Here is a 22,877-nt window from a genome sequence, read left to right on the forward strand (position 1 = left end):
CTGGGCTATTGTGCTTTGGACTACGCTGTCCTTCTAGAGGACTGTGTAACCTATTCTCCATCATATGCACCTCAAACTTTAAAATTTGGATGTCTGACCGTATGGAGTTCAAGTGGTATCTTAGTAGTCTCCAAGGACGCCTCGCAAAGCGAACTCACCACGAGTCTGATAGAAGTGACCCGTGGTTTCTTGCTCGATCTGGAGAAAGATCGGCAGGGTATCTCCGCGGAATAAGAGGATCAATTCTTCTATCCCCGACAGCGCATAGTGTCTCTGGCCAGAGGTATGCAAAGTCGCCGAAGCGACAATTTTCTCGTCTTAGGCTGATTTCTTCCGCGCCGCTTTGAGGTTTTGTATCATCCGCAACCCAACCATCTGTTGCTCTATCGAGTGTCGATTTCCAATCAACGGACGTTATCTTTTGATTCTATCAATTCTTGAGGGGGTAGTGGTTTGCGCCTGGTTTCAGGATCGTCGGGCTCGCCTCCAAGCTGTACTTTAGAGATTTCACTTCCCGCACGGCCAATGAACAGGCTACCTGTTCGAACAGCTCTGGCCTAAACACACAGAGGTTTTGGCCATGCCCGACGCTGCTCCTGAACGACACTCCATCGAAGCCCTTCTGACGCAGGCACTCGGCAACAAGTTGGGTAATTGAGTAGCGGCTTGCTTCGCCAGGCACTACCGGCAGAGCCATAATCCGGTCTGTTGAGTAAATGAAGTGGAACAAGTCCAGCTCATGTTCATTCCCGGCGAACTGCATGATGTCCGCGTCGAACGTGGCAATTTTCAGTTCGACTAGGCTTTGGAATTCTCCGATAGATAGGAAATGGCCTGGGTGCGGACGGACTTCTGCTGCCGCGGTATCCGCGTCGGAGGCGAGGTAGAGAAAGGCAACGCCTGCGCGGTTCAAACGCCCCGCTGCCGCCAGCTGCGGTGGTGGCGCGCTGAGTTCTGCGCCGCTGAAGGGTTGTCTTACCACCCCGGAGCGCCACTCTCCAATCGAATGATCCGCGTAGCGCGCCGCAATGCCGATCCGTGCCCTAAAATACCGGGCTCCAGCTGGCATAGTGTGGGTTATTCGATCGGCAAACTCGTTGACGAGATCCCTCAATGCCGGCTCGACGTCGAAGTAGTTCTCCGTCGCAAGGCGGGCGCGGAGGGTAGCTAGAATCGGACTGATCCGGTCCTTCAAGGCGAACTGAATATTGCGATGGCCGTCCTCATCATGTCCCGCGTAGACGGAAATGCCTTCGTCCACCGGCGGATAGGGTTGTGCCGAGAACAAGTCGTACAAGAAGTCGCAACTGCGATCGGGTGATCGTGTACGGCCCGGCGCTGATTGATCCTCCAGAATCGGGTTCGGCTTTGCCAGCAAATCCTCCGGCTCGTCGTTACCCCCCCAGTGCCCGTTGTATTCATATTCGTTATAGTAGAACCGGATGAGCGCTTTGATCAGGTTGGTTAGGTCATTTTTGCGTTTGGGATCGCAGGCCCGATAGGCGTAGCCAACCTCTTGGCATATGCCGCAGATTGGCCCCTCCATGGCGTGGGCTTCTACGAATCGCTTGAGGCTCGGGTGTTTAGCGCAGTCGAGACACAGGGTCATTATTTCCAAGTCCGGATTTTCCGGATCGAAGGAATCATAGAGTCCGTGCACGGTCATTGTTCTTTCCACCACATCGCATCTTCGTAGTGCTTAGAGCGGGAATCGGATTCGTCACTCTACGTCATTCAATATCTGCCAAGATCCGATAAACTGAAGCTCTTCCAATCCCAACGCGCTTGGCGATCTCAGTAGGCCCAACCCCTTCCTGCTTCAAAGCCAAAACCTCGTCCGCTTTGGCCCTAGCTGTGGGTTTCCGTCCCTTGTACTTGCCCGCCGCTTTGGCTTTGGCAATCCCCTCCCGCTGTCGCTCCAGCATGATCTCTCGCTCGAACTCAGCGATACCCCCAAGAACTGTAAGCATCAGCTTGCCGGTGGGCGTGCTGGTGTCGATCCCCATGTTGAGGATGCGCAAGTTCGCTCCCTTGGTCTTTAGTTTCTCCATGATCGCCAGCAAATGAGCTACCGACCGGGCCAGGCGATCCAGCTTGGTCACCACCAGCGTGTCGCCTTCCCGGATGAAGTCCAGCGCCTGGCTGAGCTTCTCTCGCTTCTCCACGTCCACCGAAGACACCTGCTCGCTGAACAGCTTCTCGCAGCCGGCGGCTTTTAGATCCCTGACCTGGGCCTCGATGCTGGCCTTCTGGTCCAGGGTAGAGGTCCGCGCATATCCAATTTGCATGATTTAGTCCTTGAGAGTCTCACATACATTTTTAACTAAGTGAGACAAAATGTCTCAAAAGTCAATGGGGATTTGTGTGAGACTCCTTTGAGCGGTAACCGCTGCGACTCACTAGGGCAAGGTCTATTGGGACGGCTGAGCTGGTCACCGCCTTTGGGATTGCACAAATCTAGAGACCCCAAAGACACGACGACGTTGCTGACGGCATAGCCAGGCCGTGGCACTCCTAGTGCCGATTTCGACTGGCTGTGGTGCTTCAGAGGTCCGTTCAGAAACGACAACCGGACCTAGGCGTGCCACCTGCCCGAAGGCACCTTTTTACCCGGAGCGGTCTTTGCAATCACTTCATGGGCACAGAGAAATCCGGGCATGTTCGGCTGTAGGGTCGATCAGCCAAAAATTGTTTCCATTCGTCACGTGTTAAGTTGCGGCGCGCAATACGGCAGGCTCGGGCGCGCCAGTCCATATCCCATATCCGCACGTGGCCATCTGAGCCCGCGCTTGCGAGCATCGTGCCATCTGCGCTGAATGTTACGCTGAACACCCATTCATCCTTCTCGGCCTCAAGCCCACGCAGCGGCTCGCCCAGGCGCTTGCCTGTCGCCGTGTCCCATAGCCGCACTGTGCCATCCTCACCCGCGCTCGCCAATATCTCTCCATCTGCGCTGAACGCCACGCTAGACGCTCGGCCCCTATGCCCGCGCAGCGGCTCGCCCTGGGGTTCGCCCGTTGCCACGTCCCACAGCTGCAACGTCCCAGCCCCACCCGCGCTAGCCAACACCTTGCCATCCCTGCTGAACGCTACGCTGAATACCCCGCCTTCATGTCCGTACAGTGTCTCGACCAGGGGGGCACGCGTCACTGCGTCCCATAGGTGCACGTGGCCATCTGAGCCTGCGCTAGCCAGAATCTTGCCGTCCGCGCTGTACGCCACCTGGGAAACCCATCCAGCATCCCCGCTCGCAAATAGTGACTCGTCCAGGGGCTCACGCGTTCCCATGTCCCACATTTGGACCATGCCATCTCCACCTCCGCTCGCGAGCATCTTGCCGTCCGCGCTGAACGCAACGCTGGTGATCCATCGATACTCCCAGCCCCTGCGCTCATGCCCATGCAGCAGCTCGCCCTGGGGCTCGCCAGTCGCCACGTTCCATAGCCGCACCGCGCCATCTCCACCCGCGCTCGCCAGCACCGTGCCATCTGCGCTGAATGCAACGCTGAACACCCCATCTCCATGCCCATGCAGCAGCTCGCCCTGGGGCTCGCCCGTCGCCACGTTCCATAGCCGCACCTTGCCATCCTGACCTGCGCCCGCCAACACCTTGTCATCCGCGCTGAAAGCAACGCTGCCCACATGGCCCGTATACCCGCGCAGTGGCTCGCCCAGGGGTTCGTACATCGTCACATCCCATAGTCGCACCGTGCCATCTCCACCTCCGCTCGCGAGCATCTTGCTATCCGCGCTGAACGCCACTCCATACACAAATCCCTTATGCCCACCTAGTGGTTCACCCAGGGGCTCGCGAGTCGCCACGTCCCATAGTCGCACGTAGCCATCATTGCTTACGCCCGCCAGCATCTTGCCATCTGCGCTGAACGCAACACCATTCACCCACTCCTCGCTGCCACGCAGTGGTTCCCCCAGAGGCTCTCGCGTCGCCACGTTCCAAAGCTGCACCTTGCCATTGTCACCTGCGGTCGCCAGCATCTTGTCATCCGCGCTGAACGCAACGCTGAACACCGGACCTCCATGCCCGCGCAGTGGCCTACCTAAGGGCTCATGCGTCGCCGTGTTCCACAACAGCACTCTGCCGTCTGAGCCCGCGCTCGCCAGCACCTTGTCATCCGCGCTGAATGCAACGCTGGTCGCCCCTAAAACTCCTCTCCCCTCATGCCCACGTAGTGGTTCGCCCAGAGGCTCGCGCGTCGCCACATCCCATAACTGCACCTTGCCATCGCCACCTGCGCTCGCCAGCATGTGGCCATCCGCGCTGAACGCCACAGCTTTCACCCATCCTAAGGCTCCACCCGTATGATCGTGCAGTAGCTCGCCAAGGGGCTCGCGCGTCTCCACGTCCCATAGCTGCACCGTGCCATCTCCACCTGCGGTCGCCAGCATGTGGCCATCCGCGCTGAACGTCACGCCATACACCGAGTGTCCACTACCGGGCAATGGCTTGCCCAGGGGCTCTCCCGTTGCCGCATCCCACAGGCGCACCATGCCATCTGTGCCCGCGCTCGCTAGCATCTTGTCGACTGCGCTGAACGCCACGCTGGTCACCGCGTCCCCAGTCTCACTCGCGCGCATAACTCGCCGAGGAAAGGGCTTTTGTACGGGAACCATTTGCAGGACTCGAAGCAAATTTGCTCGCGCTTTTAGATTATAATTGGATTGGTTCTTTTGGGCCGCGAACAAACCCAAGCGGCTAAGAAAATTCTCTGGACGCTCACTGACCAAGACCGCTTGAGATGCTAGCAGTAGTGCCCGGTCAACAAAGCCATCAATCTCGCTTGGACGATCAGCAATCTGAAGCGCTTGGGCGGAGAGTTGACGACTCAGTGCAATGCGGGCTTGTCTATCCGCTTCAAGGTAAAGTCCCGCAATCCAGATAAATCCGAAAAACAAAGGAGAGACGAGTGCAGTGAGCTTTATCGGCTCCATATTGCGGGCGATGGTATTGAGGAATCCCTCGGCGATTGTTGGCGGCTTGCGAGAGTCGTATGGTTCAATCGCTGCCTGATCAGCAATCAATGGCAACCAGAATTCACACATCCAGTGATCGCTTGGCTGATCGTCGTGGTCCATGAAATAGCCGCGGTGCCCGAAATCATGGAATCGATTCCGGAATTCTTTGTTGTTGCCAGCGACAAATCCAACTCGCCCGGCCATTCCGGTACCAACCACACCGAGTTGAGTGAGAAGCAGGACCGTGTCCCTCGAGCCACAATCATTTACGACGCGCTTGACAGAGCCGTCCAGCTCCGCCCAACGGAACGTCGGCTTTAGGACAGACCCTGCCAAAATAATTGTGTGGATGTTTGGACGATTTTTTTTGGCCAATCCGCGCAGGGCCCAGCACAGCAAGTGAGTCCCGAAACTGTGCCCAATCAAGTCAATTCGATCCCAATTATCTTTTTGAACTTCACGGACTAAATCCTGCCTAAACCTTCGCACGGCAAACCAACGAAGGAATGGAATGATGAAAGCAATCATAGAGAAGTAGTCATACTTGTAGCTGTAGACTTCGATGTTATCGCGTCCAGATTTTCTGGCCACCAAACGCTCGAAACGATCTTGCCAATCGCCGTATGTACGAATTCCATGCACCGTAATTACTAAATGTTGACCAATTGTATTGGGCGTGTGTGCGTGGTCTCGACCTTCTGATTCAATGGCGGACATCCCACTTTCCCAGCGAGTAGTTGCTACCTATGGGAGAAAATATTCTGAGACGATAAGTTAAATGGCGTATGAAGTCGACTAGTTGGGCATCACAATTTCTGCTGGCAGTGGAATGCACCTTTTGGCACATCAGCGACATGGACGGCTCGCAGGCTGATTTCTGCATCCCACCCAGAAGCGGAAATCAGCCATCCACGGCTCTCTTGAGCAGATGCTCTAGACAGCTCAACGCCATCAACCTGCAGGCAGAAGCCATACCCCTCTAGAACGGCCTCAGAGACTCACAGAGAGGCCTCTAAGGCGGCAAGTAGGATGGGGTGCCACCAGCCCTGGAATGGCTCTCAATGACTCGGATATCGACTCTGAGGGGCATTTGGGTTTTAGGGGTAGGATTGAGGAGCGGAGACCCCCAGGCAGGGGCCACCAGGGTACTAGGGGATACTATGTACGAGCTCCCCATAAAATTTCGGAATTGAGAGCGTTAAGTACCCCTTCAAGGTCGATCAGGCTCGGTCCAGTCTTAGACTGGAAACTTGAGCAGCAATGAGCCTGACAAAACAGGGGCAGATTCTAAGCGTCTGTTTCAGACGGCTGGAAATCCACTATGAAGGTTCTCTCGTGCCCAATTTTTGAGGGTTCGTTAAAAACGACTATATGCCTGTTTCTAAAGAGTAATTCAGAAATCGATATTAGTTATGAGGGAGGCGTAGCCGACCGAGCATCCTCCCTTAAGAACCTTCCTACAAACCTTCTTACACAGATCCTTACAAACCTCCCTTACAGAGATCGCTGCAAAGATCCTCACACAAAGCATCTACACGAAGGTTCATACAACAAACACCTTCAGAAGAATAATTTATGCAGTGGTTTCAATGCTTAAGTCCCTATTCTCCCTCGTTTAAAGGCAAACCACTCATCAAGCCTTCGATTGTAGGAGGCATAAGGGCCTCTGGATCCATCCATTATCGTATCGAAGTCGTTGGAGAGCGTACCGTCCTTTGAAGAACAACCTGTCTTCTCATACTCCGCTCTCATATCCATCTTCTGCAGAAGACTCAGCTCTGTCAGCTTCACATTGATGGGCTGTCCGATCGTGTCCTCGAAGGCTTGCTTCATCACGTCTTCCAACTCGGAATATCCATAGTGCATCACAAAGCTGTCGTGAATCGGAAAACAGGGAATGTCCTTAGAGGCAAAATGCAAAAGCACCTTCTCAGCTATGTCTGAGTCTATTCGCTGGAGTCTCCTGCCAGCACCAGATCCGAACGCATGGGCAATCTCAGGGAGTGAAGAACTGACTTTCTTCAGCAGCTCCGAATAGGACATGCCTACCGTGGCTGCGTCATAGTCAGTTGGAGTCCGTATGTGGTTGTTCTCAGCATTGACCAGCGTGTTGAAGGCCCTCTTGACCCATGGCCGGTGACGAGGATCTAGGCCGATATCATATGGGTCTTCCGGAAACGGGAGCTTGGCTTCTGCATAAAGGATCGCCGGCTGAATAGCTGAATAGTCCTGCTCCACCGTTTCCTTGCCGTTGATGGTCAGGTAGGGCCGCAGCTCACTCGGTACACCTTGCCACCAACCCCCGTAGAACCGCCCCCCTTCCGAAAAGTGACCTTGATTGAAAACTCGATAAAGAGTCCTCCTGCTGAGATCCATCGGCAGATCCGCATCATCGTGCCAGCCTTTGCCCCTGCGCCCTCTGATTAGTCGCGCCTGCAAGTTTCTGAATTGGCTTTCGGTGAGGTCTAGGTCGACCCAATGGCGGATCAGAGTACGGTTTATCTTCGCCAGATTGGATTTGAACCTCTTAGTCTGAACGGTTTCCTTGAATGGCTTTGGCTGTTTGTCCTTGTCACGAAGCCGAACAACGTTGTGCTCTCCAGCTGTCGCAATGAAGCACAGCCTCAAGCCCGCATCTTGCTCAAGGCTCTGAGCTAGTTTCGGGGTGCCTCTGATCTTGGTGTTTTCCCCACTCCCTTTGGCCTGACTGTAGTAACCCGGTGCAACCTCGATTAGGTAGCCTAGGTGCGATCCCCCTAGGTACTTCAGGGCTGTCACAAAGGCATTGTAAGTCAATGTACGAGGCAGCCACTCTCGGTTGGTCGTGTACCAGTTTGCGTTCAGATTCACGCCCAAGCAGAGCCTGGTACTGGTGAGGCGAGCTACATACAGATCGATCAGCAGACTCTGAACCAGATTGCAAAGATCAGCTCGCTTACGTTTGCCACGTTTGTTGGCTCGAGAACCATCCTTTGATTCCAAAACCTCAATCTTAGACACTAACGTATCGATGAACTTGGATAGCTTCTTGGAATGGGCAACCTTCCAAGGATCGAAGGGGCGAGAGAGCATCAGCTAAAGTTGCCTATCTGAATTTGAGCCAACGGAAATATGTTTGGTTTGCAGATAGGCTAGATCCATCCGCTTCACCACCTGCAATTCAAACTTGGATACTAGGGAGTTGGATTCAGGGCTTTGCAGCCCACATCTCAATGACATACGTCACCACTAACGGAAAACGTGGTCATCCAACGTTTGAGAGCGAATTCAGTCGGACATCAATAGCCATCCGCACTTTGTCGATATACTCGATGACTGAATCAATCGCGTTAACTACAGATCGCAAATCGTCAACAGTAATCGGAACAGAAACAGGATCAATCTTTGCCTTGATCGGCGCCTTACCCGGCTCAGGTTGCCAGACTCCTTTGGTTAGTTGAAGGCAAGGTACGCGGTATCCCTGTTGTTTCAACCAGACTCCATGAGCCAACCGATTCCGATGGTCTGCTAGTTCATCAACGTGCTTTCTCAACTTCTTCCATTCCACGCGAACACCAAGCCGCTTCAACTGAACCAAGTCCTCGATCATCGTAAGGTAGTCAGTCACTCGAGGTTCACGAACAGAAAGCCTCCCTTCCTTAGGACTGATTCTCAGCAGGCTGTAGGCGATCTGCCGAAGTTGCCATTCGAGATATGACCAGCGTGTGACGATACGTCCGATCTCGGCACTGTGTTTGTTAGGTAAATCCTTGCGAACAGGCGAATTGGACATGTTCTACTTCCTAGTCAGTTTCCCACGCGTTCTCCTCAGCCCAAACCCTCATTGACTCGCAAACATCCTCTTCGGTCCAGAGCGAGCCAGGTCCGTGCAAACGCTCTGAGAACAGCCTAACCTGTATCTGGCTATCCTCAGGAACTACCTGAAGTCTCCCACTCCGAACCGAATCAAGACTCCGCTGCGTGTACAAAGCTTCATAGAAGTTCGCGACAGTCTGTAACTGCTCTGCCAAGCGCTGAGGCTCGATATAGGTTTCGGTGATGTCCTTGGTCTTGTGGTTCATCAGCCGCTTGATGTCGGGATAACCCATGGCGAGATAGTTCAACACGCTCGCGAAGGTGCGCCGAATGTCGTGCAGCGTGTAGTCAGGGATTTTCGCTACTTCGCATATGGTGTGCAGAGTCTTGCGAACATCGGTGAGTGGACCCTTGCCCTTCCGGTTTGGGAAGACGTAGCTTTCAAGGTACTTGTCACCTTTCCGCTGCTCATCCGGGAGTTCGCGAAATCGAGCAACAAACAGGGTCCAGACCAACGGAGTGAGCGGGAGCTTGTGTGGTTCGCGGTTCTTCGGATCGAGAATAGTCACCACATACTTGTCAAAGTCTATGTCGCGCCATCTTAGATGAGTGGCTTCACTCGCCCGGTAGCCATAGTGGAGCAACAGGACCAAGTAGTCCTTGGCTGTCACCTGTGACTTCCGAACCGGCTTGAACTCCACCAGCGTCTTGAGGAACTGGGGCAGCTCTCTCTCAACAGATATCGAAGAAGTTCGACGGTTCTTCCGGTAACCGATCTTAAGCGCGCTAACGATGTCGCAGGGATTGTCCGTAACGAGTCCTAGAGCCTTCGCATAGTTCATGATGCTTTTGAGGATACGAAGGCTGTTGTCTGTGTCTGCTGGCTTTGCTTTCCCGGCAACGTACCACTGCCGAACCTCATCCCGGTGAATGGTGCTGATCGGTCGATTCAGCCAGTCCTTGAACCTACGCTCGATCTGATAGCGATAGGCAGCCTTGGTGCTTTCCTTCAGCGGCCTGTCATGAAGGAAGTCCTCAAGAACCTTGGCTAGGGTGTGGCCCGCTGAGCCAGAGGTGTTGGCATGGTTGAGGTGCTTTGGATGGATACCGGCCTTGATGCTCAGCAGGAGCTTCTTGGCGATCTCTCTGGCCTCTTCAGCCTCGATCAACTCCACGTTCGCGAAGGACTTGGACACGGCCTGGCCGCTTCCGTTCAAATGTGCCTCGACCCGGTAGAGCTTCTTCCCTGTGGGATGAACCACAACGCCAAAGCCGGGCAACGCGGAATCCCGGTAGACGTACTTGGCCTTCTGCGGCTTCAGCCTCTTAATGAAGCTGTCTGTGAGCCTGGCGTGTGGCATTTACCCCCCATCAGTTGCTCTGAGATTAGGGCGACAAATGGACGACAGCCAAGCACAAAAATCATACTAGGCGACACTAGACGACAGTCCGAATGTGTACTAATGATCTGATAAATATGAGGAAGATAGATCGCTCAGTTAATTAGGAATCTGTCGCTCTATCCAACTGAGCTACGGGGCCAGCCGACGGGCGCGTTTCCGAGCTTTGGGGCCGGAAAACACCGTTCTTTGATAGGCCAAAGCGCCTGATTAGGCAATCCGGCCCTATTCGATGGCCTTATACCGCTCGGTCGCGGCGACCAGGGCGCGGCGGATGCCGGGCTCCATGGCCGAGTGGCCGGCGTCGGGGATGACCATGTAGTCGGCCTCGGGCCAGGCCTGGTGCAGGGCGTCGGCGGTGGTGATGGGGCAGACGATGTCGTAGCGGCCCTGGATGATGGTCGCCGGTATGTTGCGGATGCGGGTGATGCCCTTGATCAGCGCGCCTTCCTCCAGGAAGACGCCGTGCTTGAAGTAGTGCGCCTCGATGCGCGCCAGGCCGAGGGCGTGGCGCTCCTCGCCGAAGGCGGCCACGGTCTGCGGGCTGGGCAGCAGGGTCGAGCAGCTGCCCTCGTAGACGCTCCAGGCCCGCGCGGCGGGCAGGTGGACCTTGGGGTTGGGGTCGGTCAGCCGCTTCTCGTAGGCGGCCATGATGTCCTTGCGCTCGGACGGCGGGATGGCGGCGACGAAGTTGCGCCAGTGCTCCGGGTAGATGCGGCCCATGCCGTAGAGGAACCAGTCGATCTCCGCCTTGCCGCCCAGGAAGATGCCGCGCAGGATCAGCGCCGAGGTGCGCTCCGGGTGGGCCTGGGCGTAGGCCAGCGCCAGGGTCGAGCCCCAGGAGCCGCCGAAGACGTGCCAGCGCATGATGCCCAGGTGGTTGCGCAGCCGCTCCATGTCGGCGATGAGGTCCTGGGTGGTGTTGTTCTCCAGGGAACCCAGGGGCGTCGAGCGCCCGGCGCCGCGCTGGTCGAAGACCACAATCTTGTAGTGGCGCGGATCGAAGAAGCGGCGGTGGTCCGGCCCGGCCCCCGCCCCCGGTCCGCCGTGCAGGAAGACCACCGGGCGGCCTTCCGGGTTGCCGGAGACCTCCCAGTACATGGTGTGGTGGCCGTCCAGGTCGATCCGGCCCTCGGCGAAAGGCTCGGTGGGCGGAAACAGGTCCTGTGCAAGCATAGGGCGGGCTGGGTCCATGGGTCTTTCGGCTCCCCCTCCCTACCCTCATATCCCAGCGGCCCCGGGGCTGCCAACTCTTCTTCCGGCTTAGCGGGTTGCGCGCGGCGCTGTTAAACTCGCCGCCATGTCGCGCTTAGGTCCCGCCCTTCTGGCCCTCATTCTGCTGCTGCCGGCCCCGCTATTGGCGGCTTTGCAGGCCCGCGCGGAGATGCCGGCGGCCTTCTACAACGCCCTGGCGCCGGCCGCGGGCGGCGAGGTGGTGAACGTGGTCGACGGCGATACCCTCACCCTGCTGGACGGCCGGGAAATCCGCCTGGTCGGCATCCAGGCGCCGAAGCTGCCGCTGGGCCGCGCCGGCTTCAAGGCCTGGCCGCTGTCGCCGGAGGCGAAGGTTTTCCTGGAGGAACTGACCCTGGGCAAGACCCTCTCCCTGGGCTTCGGCGGGCGCCGCGGCGACCGCCACGGCCGGGTGCTGGCGCACCTCTTCGATGTCGAGGGCCGCTGGATCCAGGGCGAGATCCTGAAGGCCGGCCTGGCGCGGGTCTACAGCTTTTCCGACAACCGCGCGCTGATCGCCGAGATGCTGGCCCTGGAGCGCGAGGCGCGGGCGGCGAAGCGCGGCATCTGGGCCGATCCCTACTATGCGGTCCGCAGCGCCGAGGCCGCCGGGCGCTGGCTCGGCGGCTTCGAATTGGTGGAAGGCCGCGTCCTGGCGGTTGGCCGCGGCGGCGGCAATACCTACCTGAACTTCGGCGAGGACTGGCGGAACGACTTCACCGTCGCGCTGGACAACCGCGCGCGGCGGGTTTTCGAGGAAGCCGGGATCGACCTCGCGAGCTATGAAGGCAAGCGGATCCGCGTGCGCGGCTGGCTGAAGCAGCGCAACGGACCGATGATCAGCGTGACCCACCCGGAACAGATTGAAGAGCTGGAAGACCGATGATCGCTTTGCTCCGCACCCTCTTCTCGAAACTCGGCTTCTCGAAACTCGGCTTCTCGAATCTCGGCTTCTCGGAACTCGGCCTCTCGCAGCTTGGGCGGCTGCGCGGCCTGATCGCGGCGCTGCTGCTGCTGCCGCTGCTGGCGGCCTGCGCCACCGCGCCGGGCACCGGACGCACCATCTTCACCGGCGGCCTCTCCGAGGAGGGCGAGGCGGAGATGGGCCGCGAGCAGCATCCCAAGGTGGTCGCCGAGTACGGCGGCGCCTATGCCGACCCGGAATTGAACCGCTACGTCACCAGCGTCGGCAACTTCCTGGCCAAGACCTCCGAGCGCCCGGACCTCGACTACACCTTCACCATCCTCGACACCCCCATCGTCAACGCCTTCGCCCTGCCCGGCGGCTATGTCTACGTGACGCGCGGGCTGCTGGCCCTGGCCAACAGCGAGGCGGAGCTGGCCGGCGTGCTGGGCCACGAAATCGGCCACGTGACGGCGCGCCACACGGCGGAGCGCTACGGCCAGACCGTGGCCGCCAACGTCGCCGGCGTCGGCCTCGGCGTGCTGCTGGGCGGCGAGGCGGCGCAGGCCAGCAGCGCCGTGGGCGCGCTGGTGCTGCGCAGCTACTCGCGCGACCAGGAGTTCGAGTCGGATCTGCTGGGCGGGCGCTACCTGGCGCGCGCCGGCTACGACACCGCGGGCATGGCGGACTTCCTCAAGCAGCTGCAGGCGCACAGCCGGCTGGAGGCGGAGCTCGCCGGCCAGCCGGAAAAGGCCGACGCCTTCAACATCATGCAGACCCACCCGCGCACCGCCGACCGCATCGAGCGTGCCCTGGCGCAGTCCGGCGTGCAGCCCGTCGACGAGCCGCTGGTGGCGCGGAACCTCTACTTCAGCAAGATCGACGGCATGATCTACGGTGACAAGGCGGACGAGGGCTACATCCGCGGCCGCACCTTCGCCCATCCCAAGCTGAAGTTCGCCTTCGAGGTGCCGGAGGGCTTCCGCCTCTACAACCAGCCCCAGGCGGTCATCGCGCGCGACGGCGAGGGCAAGGCGGTGATCCAGTTCGACCGCGCGCCGAAGCCCTACGACGGTCCGATGACCGACTACCTGACCCGGGTCTGGGGCGCCGAGGTGAACCTCGGCGGCGTCGAGGCGCTTTCCATCAACGGCATGGCGGCGGCGACCGGCACGCTTTCCGGCAACGGCAGGGACTACCGCCTGCTGGCGGTGCGCTACGACAGCCGGTCCATCTACCGCTTCATCTTCCTCTCCGCCTCCGACCGCACGGCGGCGCTGAACCGGCCGTTCCGCGAGACCACCTACAGCTTCCGCAAGCTCTCCAACGCCGAGGCCGCCGCCCTGAAGCCGCGGCGCATCCGCATCTACCAGGCGCAGGCCAGCGACACGGCCTCGCGCATCGCCGCGCGCATGCCCTTCGGGTCGGAGAACCTGCAGCGCTTCCTGGTGCTCAACGGCCTCGGCCGGAACGCGACGCTTCAGGCCGGGCAGAAGGTCAAGATCGTCGTTGAATAGGCACCCTCACCCATGACCGAAGCAATACCCGGCGGCGCCGCCGACAGGACCAAGGCTCCGGAAGCGGCGGCGTGCCGCGGCTGGCGGCCGACCATCGCCGGGGTGCTGATCTCCGGCTTCGGCCTGCTGGTGCTGGTGGCGGTCTCGGCGGTGCTGCTGGTGGCCCTCGGCACGGCGCAGAAGAACACCGTCGCCCTGCTGCGCCAGACGGCGGACACCGCCGTCGCCGGGCTGATCGATCGCATCGACATCCACCTGGGCGCGGCGCGCGACCAAACGGAGTTCCTGGCCCGCATCGTCGATACCGGCGACGTCGATCCCGGTGACCGGGACCAGCTGGCCGACGCCATGCTGGGGGCGCTGGCCGCCGCGCCGCAGGTGACCGGGATCGGGTTTTTCGCGCAGGAAGGCTGGTCGCTGCGCGTCGGCCGCGACGCCGGCGGCACTCTGCGCCTCTTCGAGCAGGCGGAAGCCGATCCGGAGATCCGGCGGCTGGTTGAAGAGACGACGGCGGATTCCGGGACGCGCTGGGGCGGCGTCTTCTGGGTGCCCTCCCTGAAGCAGCCGCACCTGGCCGTGACCACGCCGGTGATCCGCCAGGGGCGCTACATCGGCGTCGTCTCCTCGGTGGTCTCGGTGCGGGCGCTGTCGCTCTTCGTCGACGACTACGCCCTGAAGACCGGTTTCCATCCCTTCATTCTCTACGGGCGTGACAGGGTGCTGGCGCATCCCAGCCTGATCGACGGCGGCCAGAGCCTGGGGCTTGGCTCGGAGAAGCCTCTGCCGGGCCTGGCGGAGCTGGGCGACCCCCAGCTCGCGGACATCTGGAACGACGACAAGAAGCCGATGGAGCTGCTGGAGGACTTCCGCGGCTCGCTGCTCGGCCACTGGCGCCCGCTGCCCGGTGACGAGGTCTACTATCTCTACCGGGTTATCGGCGGCTACGGCCCCCGGCAGCTCTACATGGGCATCTACGTCTTGGAGAGCGAGATCGATTCCTCGGAAACCGACCGCCTGGCGCTGGCGGGCTGGATCGGGCTGGCCATCCTGGTGCTCTCCCTGCTCACCGCCGTGGTGCTGGGCCGCAAGATCGCGCGGCCGGTGCGCGACCTGGCCGAAGCGGCGCGCGCGGTCAGCACCTTCGACTTCCGCCGCGTGCCGCAGGCCAAGGGCAGCGCCTTTCGCGAACTGGACAGCGCAGCCGGCGCCTTCAACGCCATGCTGTCCGGCCTACGCTGGTTCGAGACCTACGTGCCGCGCAGCCTGGTGCTGCGGCTCATCCAACTTGGCGAGGACGGCGTGCAGTCGGAGGAGCGCCCTGTCACGGTGATCTTCACCGATATCGTCGGCTTCACCGCCGCCAGCCAGAAGCTGACGCCGCGCGAAACCGCCGACTTCCTGAACCACCACTTCGGGCAGCTGGCCGCTGAGATCGAGGCGACCGGCGGCACGCTCGACAAGTATATCGGCGATTCGGTCATGGCCTTCTGGGGCGCACCGGACGACCAGCCGGACCACGCCGAGCGCGCCTGCCGGGCGGCGCTGGCCATCGACGCGGTGCTGGAAAGCGACAATCGTGCACGGGTGGCAAGGGGCCTGCCGCCGGTGCGCCTGCGCATCGGCATTCACTCCGGCCCGGCCATCGTCGGCAACATCGGCGCGCCGGGGCGGGTGAACTACACCCTGATCGGGGACACGGTGAACCTGGCCAACCGGCTGGAGGCCTTCGGCAAGGAGGTCGCTGCCGGCGCGCAGGCAGCCGTTATCCTGATCTCGGAAGCGACGCGCGCGCAGCTCGGCCCGGCCTGGCAGGTCGAGGACCTGGGCTCCCACCAGATGCGCGGGCGCGCCGGCGACATCGGCGTCTTCCGCCTGCGCGGCGAGGGGTGATCCCTAAAACTAGATTTCCGCGAAGAGGTCCGCGGGGCGGCCGACGCGCTCCAGCAGCAGGCCCTTCATCTTCTGCAGGGCGCGCTGTTCCAGTTGGCGCACCCGCTCCTTGCTGACGCCGAGGGCCTGGCCCAGTTCTTCCAGCGTCGCCGAATCGTCGCTCAGGCGCCGCAGGCGGATGATGGTCTGCTCGCGCTGGCTCAGTTCCAGGAGCGCCTGCTCGATCCACTCGTTGCGGGTCATCCCGTCGTGGATGGAGATCACCAGGTCTTCCGGATTGGCGCGCTCGTCGGTCAGTTGGTCCTGCCACTCGGTCTCGCCGTCCTCGCCGATGCGCACGTTCAGCGACTGGTCGGCGATGGAGAGGCGGCCTTCCATGTGGTTCACGTCGGCCAGCGGCACCGACAGCTCCTCGGCCACGGCCTGGCGGCCGTCGTCGTCGAAGGGCCGGCCCGAAGCTTCCTCGATGCGCGCGCGCAGGCGGCGGAAATTGAAGAACAGGGTCTTCTGCGACGCCGTGGTGCCGGTGCGCACGATCGACCAGTTGCGCAGGATGAAGTCCTGCATGGCCGAACGGATCCACCAGGAGGCATAGGTCGAAAAGCGCACGTTGCGCTCCGGCTCGAAGCGGCTGGCGGCCTGCAGCAGCCCCAGCGTCCCCTCCTGGATCAGGTCGCTCATCGGCAGACCGTAGTTGCGGAACTTGGCGGCCAGCGAGACCACCAGCCGCGTGTAGGCGCGGATCAGCTCCTGCAGGGAATCCGCGTCGCCGTCTTCGCGCCAGGAGCGGGCGAGGTGATATTCCCGGTCGCGGGAAAGCAGGGGCTCGGCCATGGACTGGCGGATGAACCGGGCCTGGGCCCGCTGAGCCTGCGAGTCTTCAAATTGAGGCATGCTTGCCATCTCCCAACCTGTGCTCGGCGAGGCTCCCGCGACGAGCCTTCCGGCAATTACCCGACCATTACACTAGGGGATACGCAGGGGGCTTGGCTATGGATCACCACACGGCTCGCGATTTGTTGAACTCATACACCCGGCAAGGTTGTGAATTCAGGCCCTCCGGCCGCGATGCCGGTTGCAGGATTCACATTGTCTTTCAGTAATTAAGCTTCGATCTGCTCGACCAGCTCGCCGTCCTCGGTGAAGCAGGCAGCCAGCAGCGGGCCGCCGAAGCCGCAGCCCGCGTCCACCGTGGCGGTGAATTCCCCCAGTTCCAGACCCGGGTGTTGTGGGCAGAAGCCGCGCACCACCCGTCGGTAGCCGCCGTAGGGCGCGGCGAGGCAGGAAAAACCGCTGCTGCCCCACCAGAAACTGTCCTTCTGCGCTTCCAGCGGCCGGTTGGGGTCCAGGCCGGCGTTGACGAACAGCAGGCCCCAGGGGGCGTTCGACGGGGGCGCACCTGCGGGGCCAGCGTCTTGGTCTTGGCCCGGCGGCGGGCTGTAGGCGGCGCGGCGCAGGCCGCCCAGCAGCTGCCAGTGGCCGGGGTGGTCCTGGATGCCCTGGCGCAGGGCGCTGGTCCAGCGGGTCAGCTGGCGCGGCCCGGCGGCGGCCTCGCGCAGGCCCTCGGTCGGGCTGAAGCCATAGGACTCCAGCGTGGCGGCGACGCCCTGGTCCAGCATCCATTGCAGCACCGCCCGGGGATCGGTGGCGAACTGCAGCTGCAGCAGCTTCTGCCACATCTCCTCCTGGCTGCCGCGCAGGTGCACGACATCGCAAGCGAAGGTGTCGGGGCGCGCCATGAAGAGGCCGCGGAAGCGCAGGAGGGCGTCTACGGTGGCGGCCACCGCCGGGCCGCGGCCGATCAGGTTGCCCAGGTAGACCAGGCGGTCGCCGTAGCGCAGGCGGCCGGTCAGCTCGCGGTGCAGGCGGCCCAGCGCCTCGGCCTCGCCATGAATGGAGGAGACCGCCCAGACGCGATGGGGACCGCCACGCCGGATGCTGCGCAGAATCGTGAACTTTTGCCGATCCCCCATAGCGTCGGCGCTCAATCCTCGAATAGTTGGCGACCCCGGCGGCAGAATCTCACGATTCGCCGGTTTTGTCGGGGACAATTTGCTGTGAAGGAGGGGGCGCCGGCGTCGCAGGCCCCTAAAAGAAACCGCCCTGCTCTTACGCGAAGAGCAGGGCGGTTGCTGAACAGGATCTCTGGTCGCGCTCAGGCGGCGAGCAGCTTTTCCAGCTTCAGGGCCGCGGCGTCCTCGTCGATCTTCTCGACGGCGGCCAGTTCGCGGGCCAGGCGGTCCAGGGCCGCCTGATACATCTGGCGCTCGCTGTAGGACTGGTCCGGCTGGTCGGCGCTGCGGTGCAGGTCGCGCACCACCTCGGCGATCGACACCGGGTCGCCGGAGTTGATCTTGGCTTCGTATTCCTGCGCGCGGCGGCTCCACATGGTGCGCTTGGCGCGGCTGCGACCCTTCAGGGTGGTCAGCGCGGTGTCCATCATCTTGCGGCTGGACAGCTTGCGCAGACCGGAATTGGCGGCCTTGTCCACGGGCACCCGCAGGGTCATGCGGTCCTTTTCGAACTTGATGACAATCAGGTCGAGGGTAATGTCACCGACTTCTTGCGTCTCGATCCCCAGCACGCGGCCAACGCCGTGGGTCGGGTAAACAACATAATCACCTTCACCGTATTCGCTCTTTGCCATGCTCCGCTCTCTCCAATCGGCATCTGGTTCGCCCGAGGCGTCCCCCTGTACGGAACGTCACACCCGACCGAATTGTCCTCAACGCCTGTCCGGGACCGTCGCATAGCGCGATGCGCTCACAACGCAATGCCAGGTCACCCATTGCCGCCGCCAAGTCCCGATCACCGGAGTACCCGATCCCCGGGGTACTTGGGGGCCTTCACTATTGTCCGCCCTCGACTTGGGCCTTTGGCGACCCTTGCGCAAGAGTGGGAGACGAAACGAACAACCGCGCCATCGGCCTCCCGACGGCGCGCTGCTGTCGCTCAAAATTTCATGTAACTAATTTATCACATTGACTGTGGAAAAACAACTACCGCAGCTGCGAAAGGCCGTTGTTTTCCTTGGAAACACTTGGCCTCAAAGGCGGCAAGGGCCGCGGTGGTTAATACCGCGACCCCGGCCATTTGATCCACAGGGATTAACCAAAGAATTTAATCCCAGCGCTACTGCGGCCCGACAGTCGGCCGCGGGCGCTCTTCTGCAGCCGTCAGCCGTCGGTATTGCCGGGCTTGTCCGAGAAGTACTTTTTGTACTTGTCCGCTTCCTCGCGGTACGTGTCGGCGTCGGCCGGCGCCTCGCCCTTGCGGGTGATGTTCGGCCACCTGTTGTCCGAGTAATCCCGGTTCAGTTCCAGCCAGGTCTCCGCCTGTGGATCGGTGTCGGGCACGATGGCCTCCGGCGGGCATTCCGGCTCACAGACGCCGCAGTCGATGCATTCGTCGGGGTGGATCACCAGCATGTTCTCGCCCTCGTAGAAGCAGTCCACGGGGCAGACCTCGACACAATCCATGTACTTGCACTTGATGCAGGCTTCGGTGACGACATAGGTCATCGACTTCACTCTCCTCATGCGGCCGCCCGGCGGCGGCAATCCAGCAGTTATCTCTCCGTGACGCCGCGGCCTTGGGGCGGTCGCTGGCTGGCTAGGGGGCGCGTCAGTCCTCCGGGCCGTGGCGGGCCAGCACGCGCTTGCGCGCCAGACCGCTGTCGCGGTCGCTGACGTGCAGCAGCCCGGCCAGGCGGCGCATCAGGCTCGCCTCCAGGTCATGCAGCTCGCCGTCGGCGTAGGCGACCTCCCACAGCATTTCCATCATCTCGATCCGCTCTTCCGCCGAGAAGGCGTTCTTGATCTCGCGGGTGAAGCCGAAGACCTCGACCGATTGCTCCACCTTATCGCGCGCCGCCTGCAGCAGCGTTTGGCTCTCCGCCGCGCTCAGGCCGAAGCGGCGCTCCACCAGCTCGGTGATCTTGGCCCGCTCCTCGGCGCCGAAGTCGGCGTCCATCTCGGCGGCTTCGACCAGCAAGGCGGCGGTCGCCAGCTGCAACCTGTCGGTCTGCCCGCCGGCCACGCCGCGCGCGTCAGGGCGGTCGCCCAGTAAAGCTTTCAGTCGCTCAAGCACGGCACTGGTTATCACCCCCCGGCAAGGTCTGCAACCCCAGGGAACTTGCGGTCTTTGGCCCTTGCCGGGCCCCCGGCGCCCTGGCATAGCTTGCCTCTCGTCGAAGGGTTGAAAGCATGTCGGACAACAGCATCCCGCCCCCAGAGAACGCCCGTGAGAACGCCCGTGAGAACTCCCGCGAGAAATCGGGTGATTTCTCCCCCGAGATGCGCCTGCACGCCCCGGCGACGCAGCGCAACCGCCTGCCCATCGCCCAGGCCCTGGCCGCCTGGCTGCCGCCGGAGGTCCAGGCCGGCGGGCGGGTGCTGGAGGTGGCCAGCGGCACCGGCGAGCACGCGCTCTACTTCGCGGCCTCCTTTCCCGGCATGACCTGGCAGCCGAGCGATCCCGAGCCCGTCCACCGGGCCAGCATCGCCGCCTACCGCGCCGACCATCTGGAGGCCGGCGGGCGCGACAACCTGGCGCCGCCGCTCGACCTCGATGCCACCCGGGAGGACTGGCTGGGGGCAACCTCGCCGCCGGACGGCCCCGTCGATGCGCCCTTTGATGCCGTCGTCTGCTGCAACATGATCCACATCGCCCCCTGGGCGGCGGCCGAGGGCCTCGTCGCCGGGGCGGCGCGGGTGCTGAAACCGGGCGGCGGCCTCTTCCTCTACGGGCCCTTCAAGCGCGGCGGCGCCCACACGGCGCCCTCGAACGAGGCCTTCGACGCCTCCCTGCGCGCCCAGAACCCGGCCTGGGGGGTGCGCGACCTTGAGGCGGTGGCCGAACTGGCGGCCAGGGCCGGCTTCGCCGCGCCCCAGGTCGCGGAACTGCCCGCCAACAACCTGGCGGTCTGGTTCGAGAAGCAGTAGCAACAGTCGTCATCGAGAAGGCGGTCCCACAAAAAGCGAAGTTGGCCCCGTGAGCACCCTGCAGCAAAGCGATCCCTACCCCCCTTCCTACTACCTGGCCACCGCCAGGGAATTGCACCCGGCCCCGCCGCTGGCGGGCGAGGTCACCTGCGACGTCTGTGTCGTCGGCGGCGGCTTCACCGGCATCGCCACGGCCCTGCACCTGGCCGAGCGCGGCTACAAGGTGGTGGTGCTGGAGGCCCAGCGCGTCGGCTGGGGCGCCTCCGGGCGCAACGGCGGCCAGCTCTCCGGCGGCCAGCGCGTCGATCCGGAGACCATGGAGAAGATCGTCGGCAAGGACCGCGCGCGCCTGCTGTGGGAGCTGGGCGAGGAATCGAAAAACCTGGTGAAGCAGCGCATCGCCCGGCATGGCATCGACTGCGATTTGAAGCCCGGCATCATCGGCGCCGGCATCAAGGGGTCCCATGCCCGCGAGATGCAGGATCACGCCCGCTTCCTGCGCGACGACTACGGCTATGAACACGTCCGCCCGCTGAGCCGGGAGGAGCTGCGCGCGCTGGTCGCCAGCGACCGCTATCACGGCGGCTACCTGGACAGCGACGCGGGGCACCTGCATCCGTTGAACTACGTGCTGGGCCTGGCCAGGGCGGCGCGCGAGGCCGGGGCGGTGATCCACGAGATGTCGCCGGCCCTGGAGATCGTCCGGCAGAACGGCAGGCCCGGGGTGCGCACGGCGGCGGGGCGGGTCTCCGCCGACTTCCTGGTGCTGGCCTGCAACGGCCACCTGGGCAACCTGGCGCCGCCGATTTCCTCGACCATCATGCCGATCAACAACTTCGTCATCGCCACGGCGCCGCTGGGCGAGGCGCGCGCCCGCGCGCTCATCGCCAACGGCGCGGCGGTGGCCGACAGCAAGTACGTGATCGACTACTACCGCCTCTCCGCGGACCACCGCCTGCTGTTCGGCGGCGGCGAGAGCTACCGCATGAGCTACCCCGAAGACATCGCCGGGCTGGTGCGCAGATGCATGCTGCGCGTCTTCCCGCAGTTGGAAGATGTCGCCGTCGACTACGCCTGGGGCGGCAAGGTGGCCATCACCATGAACCGCCTGCCGGCCTTCGGGCGGCTGGAGAAGGACATTCTCTACGCCCAGGGCTTCTCGGGGCAGGGCGTGGCGCTGACCACGCTGGCGGGCCAGGTGATCGCCGAGGCCGTCGCCGGCCAGGCCGAGCGCTTCGACGTCTTCGCCGAGATCCCGACGCCGCGCTTTCCCGGCGGCGCGCTGCTGCGCTGGCCGAGCCTGGTGGTCGGCATGCTCTACTACTCGCTGCTGGACAAGCTCTAGCGCCTTTGCCTCACAGCGCGCGGGCCATGATGTAGGCGCCCAGCGCCAGCAGGGCGGCGAAGAAGACCTTGCGGAACAGCGGCTCGGGCAGGCGGCGGCGCAGGCCCTGGCCCAGCGCCAGGCCGGCCAGGGCCGGCGCCAGCGCCGCGGCGGACAGCAGGCCCAGCTCGCCGCTCAGCAGGTTGTTACCGCTCAGCGCCAGGCCCAGGGCGATGGTGGAGGTGAGGAACAGCATCCCCATGGCCTGGATCAGCTGGTCGCGCGGCAGGCCGATGCCCTGCAGGAACAGCACGCCGGGCACCACGTAGGATCCCGTCATGCCGGTCAGCACGCCGTTCACCGCGCCGATCAGCGGGCCGGCCCAGCGGGCTTGCCTGGCGGTAAGACTCAAGTGCAGCCCGGCGAGGCTGACCAGCGCGTAGACGATCAGCACGACGCCCAGCAGGGCGGAGAGCCAGCGCAGCTCGACGCGCGTCAGCGCCAGGGCGCCAACGAAGATGAAGAGGCCGGCTGCCAGCAGAAAGGGCCAGATGCGGCGCAGCACCTGCGGCGCGCCGCCGCCGGCGAGTGCCTGCCAGATGTTGCTGACGAAGGCCGGCGCCAGCATCAGCGCCATGGCCTGCGGCACGCCGAAGGCGACGGCCAGCAGCGCCAGGGCGATCGTCGGCAGGCCGAAGCCGACCACGCCCTTCACGAAGCCGGCGAGCAGGAAGACGGCGGCGATGGCCGCCAGCGTGAGGGCGTCGAACATGCGTCATCCTAGGGGGACGCCGCTATATGGGGAAGCGAGGGCATCAGCTCTCGTCGCGCAGGCGATCGCTGCCCGGCATTGCGCAGGCGCACCCTATTCGGTGTCGCGCAAGCGCATCCTATTCG

18 protein-coding genes are annotated in these 22,877 nt (G+C 62.4%); 5 read left to right on the forward strand and 13 right to left on the reverse strand.

Going from position 1 to position 22,877, the window contains the following annotated elements:
- Window positions 1-430 precede the first annotated feature (430 nt).
- The 7 genes from H7X47_RS01890 to pip form a co-directional block, all read right to left on the reverse strand.
- Window positions 431-1,666 carry an RES family NAD+ phosphorylase gene (locus H7X47_RS01890; protein WP_193366911.1) on the reverse strand — a complete coding sequence of 412 codons (1,236 nt, stop codon included), beginning with the start codon at window positions 1,664-1,666 and terminating at the stop codon, window positions 431-433.
- Between the two features lie 64 nt (window positions 1,667-1,730).
- Window positions 1,731-2,288 carry a recombinase family protein gene (locus H7X47_RS01895; RefSeq protein ID WP_193366912.1) on the reverse strand — a complete coding sequence of 186 codons (558 nt, stop codon included), beginning with the start codon at window positions 2,286-2,288 and terminating at the stop codon, window positions 1,731-1,733.
- 340 nt (window positions 2,289-2,628) lie between these two features.
- The gene (locus H7X47_RS01900) at window positions 2,629-5,691 is read right to left on the reverse strand and encodes a WD40 repeat domain-containing protein (protein WP_193366913.1); all 3,063 of its coding nucleotides are present in this window, start codon (window positions 5,689-5,691) and stop codon (window positions 2,629-2,631) included.
- Window positions 5,692-6,567: 876 nt separating this feature from the next.
- A complete protein-coding gene (locus H7X47_RS01905; RefSeq protein ID WP_193366914.1) occupies window positions 6,568-8,046 on the reverse strand; it encodes a hypothetical protein in 1,479 nt (492 codons plus the stop codon).
- Window positions 8,047-8,218: 172 nt separating this feature from the next.
- On the reverse strand, window positions 8,219-8,746 hold the full coding sequence (locus H7X47_RS01910) for a hypothetical protein (RefSeq protein ID WP_193366915.1): 528 nt from the start codon (window positions 8,744-8,746) through the stop codon (window positions 8,219-8,221).
- A 10-nt stretch (window positions 8,747-8,756) separates the two neighbouring features.
- Window positions 8,757-10,130, reverse strand: a complete 1,374-nt coding sequence (locus tag H7X47_RS01915; RefSeq protein ID WP_193366916.1) for a tyrosine-type recombinase/integrase — start codon at window positions 10,128-10,130, stop codon at window positions 8,757-8,759.
- Between the two features lie 264 nt (window positions 10,131-10,394).
- The gene (pip, locus tag H7X47_RS01920) at window positions 10,395-11,345 is read right to left on the reverse strand and encodes a prolyl aminopeptidase (protein WP_193366917.1); all 951 of its coding nucleotides are present in this window, start codon (window positions 11,343-11,345) and stop codon (window positions 10,395-10,397) included.
- Window positions 11,346-11,469: 124 nt separating this feature from the next.
- Here pip and H7X47_RS01925 point away from each other — a divergent pair, with 124 nt between their 5' ends.
- From H7X47_RS01925 to H7X47_RS01935, 3 genes are read left to right on the forward strand one after another with little or no spacing between them, the layout of a single operon-like run.
- Window positions 11,470-12,288, forward strand: coding sequence for a thermonuclease family protein (locus H7X47_RS01925; protein ID WP_227010116.1), 819 nt, complete (start codon window positions 11,470-11,472; stop codon window positions 12,286-12,288).
- On the forward strand, window positions 12,285-13,823 hold the full coding sequence (locus tag H7X47_RS01930) for a M48 family metalloprotease (RefSeq protein ID WP_193366918.1): 1,539 nt from the start codon (window positions 12,285-12,287) through the stop codon (window positions 13,821-13,823). Before H7X47_RS01925 ends, H7X47_RS01930 begins: the two co-directional genes overlap by 4 nt.
- A gap of 12 nt (window positions 13,824-13,835) precedes the next feature.
- Window positions 13,836-15,713 (forward strand): adenylate/guanylate cyclase domain-containing protein, encoded by a 1,878-nt coding sequence (locus H7X47_RS01935; protein WP_193366919.1) that lies wholly within the window; start codon window positions 13,836-13,838, stop codon window positions 15,711-15,713.
- 9 nt (window positions 15,714-15,722) lie between these two features.
- Here H7X47_RS01935 and H7X47_RS01940 read toward each other — a convergent pair whose 3' ends face one another.
- The 5 genes from H7X47_RS01940 to H7X47_RS01960 form a co-directional block, all read right to left on the reverse strand.
- The gene (locus H7X47_RS01940) at window positions 15,723-16,607 is read right to left on the reverse strand and encodes an RNA polymerase factor sigma-32 (protein ID WP_193366920.1); all 885 of its coding nucleotides are present in this window, start codon (window positions 16,605-16,607) and stop codon (window positions 15,723-15,725) included.
- Window positions 16,608-16,816: 209 nt separating this feature from the next.
- Window positions 16,817-17,686: a hypothetical protein gene (locus tag H7X47_RS01945; RefSeq protein ID WP_193366921.1), complete on the reverse strand. Its 870-nt coding sequence runs from the start codon at window positions 17,684-17,686 to the stop codon at window positions 16,817-16,819.
- 182 nt (window positions 17,687-17,868) lie between these two features.
- A complete protein-coding gene (locus tag H7X47_RS01950; RefSeq protein WP_193366922.1) occupies window positions 17,869-18,360 on the reverse strand; it encodes a CarD family transcriptional regulator in 492 nt (163 codons plus the stop codon).
- 529 nt (window positions 18,361-18,889) lie between these two features.
- Window positions 18,890-19,234: a ferredoxin FdxA gene (gene fdxA / locus H7X47_RS01955; protein ID WP_193366923.1), complete on the reverse strand. Its 345-nt coding sequence runs from the start codon at window positions 19,232-19,234 to the stop codon at window positions 18,890-18,892.
- Between the two features lie 103 nt (window positions 19,235-19,337).
- Window positions 19,338-19,802 (reverse strand): tellurite resistance TerB family protein, encoded by a 465-nt coding sequence (locus tag H7X47_RS01960; RefSeq protein ID WP_319633504.1) that lies wholly within the window; start codon window positions 19,800-19,802, stop codon window positions 19,338-19,340.
- 116 nt (window positions 19,803-19,918) lie between these two features.
- Between H7X47_RS01960 and H7X47_RS01965 the strand changes: the two genes are divergently transcribed.
- Together H7X47_RS01965 and H7X47_RS01970 are read left to right on the forward strand one after the other, a co-directional pair.
- Window positions 19,919-20,656, forward strand: coding sequence for a DUF938 domain-containing protein (locus H7X47_RS01965; RefSeq protein WP_193366925.1), 738 nt, complete (start codon window positions 19,919-19,921; stop codon window positions 20,654-20,656).
- Between the two features lie 49 nt (window positions 20,657-20,705).
- Window positions 20,706-22,001 carry an NAD(P)/FAD-dependent oxidoreductase gene (locus H7X47_RS01970; RefSeq protein ID WP_193366926.1) on the forward strand — a complete coding sequence of 432 codons (1,296 nt, stop codon included), beginning with the start codon at window positions 20,706-20,708 and terminating at the stop codon, window positions 21,999-22,001.
- Between the two features lie 10 nt (window positions 22,002-22,011).
- Here H7X47_RS01970 and H7X47_RS01975 read toward each other — a convergent pair whose 3' ends face one another.
- Entirely contained in the window at window positions 22,012-22,752 is a 741-nt protein-coding gene (locus H7X47_RS01975) for a sulfite exporter TauE/SafE family protein (protein ID WP_193366927.1), read from the reverse strand.
- Between the last annotated feature and the right edge of the window lie 125 nt (window positions 22,753-22,877).

Origin of the sequence: Pelagibius marinus (assembly GCF_014925385.1) — a bacterium.
Taxonomy (GTDB): Bacteria; Pseudomonadota; Alphaproteobacteria; order Kiloniellales; family Kiloniellaceae; genus Pelagibius; species Pelagibius marinus.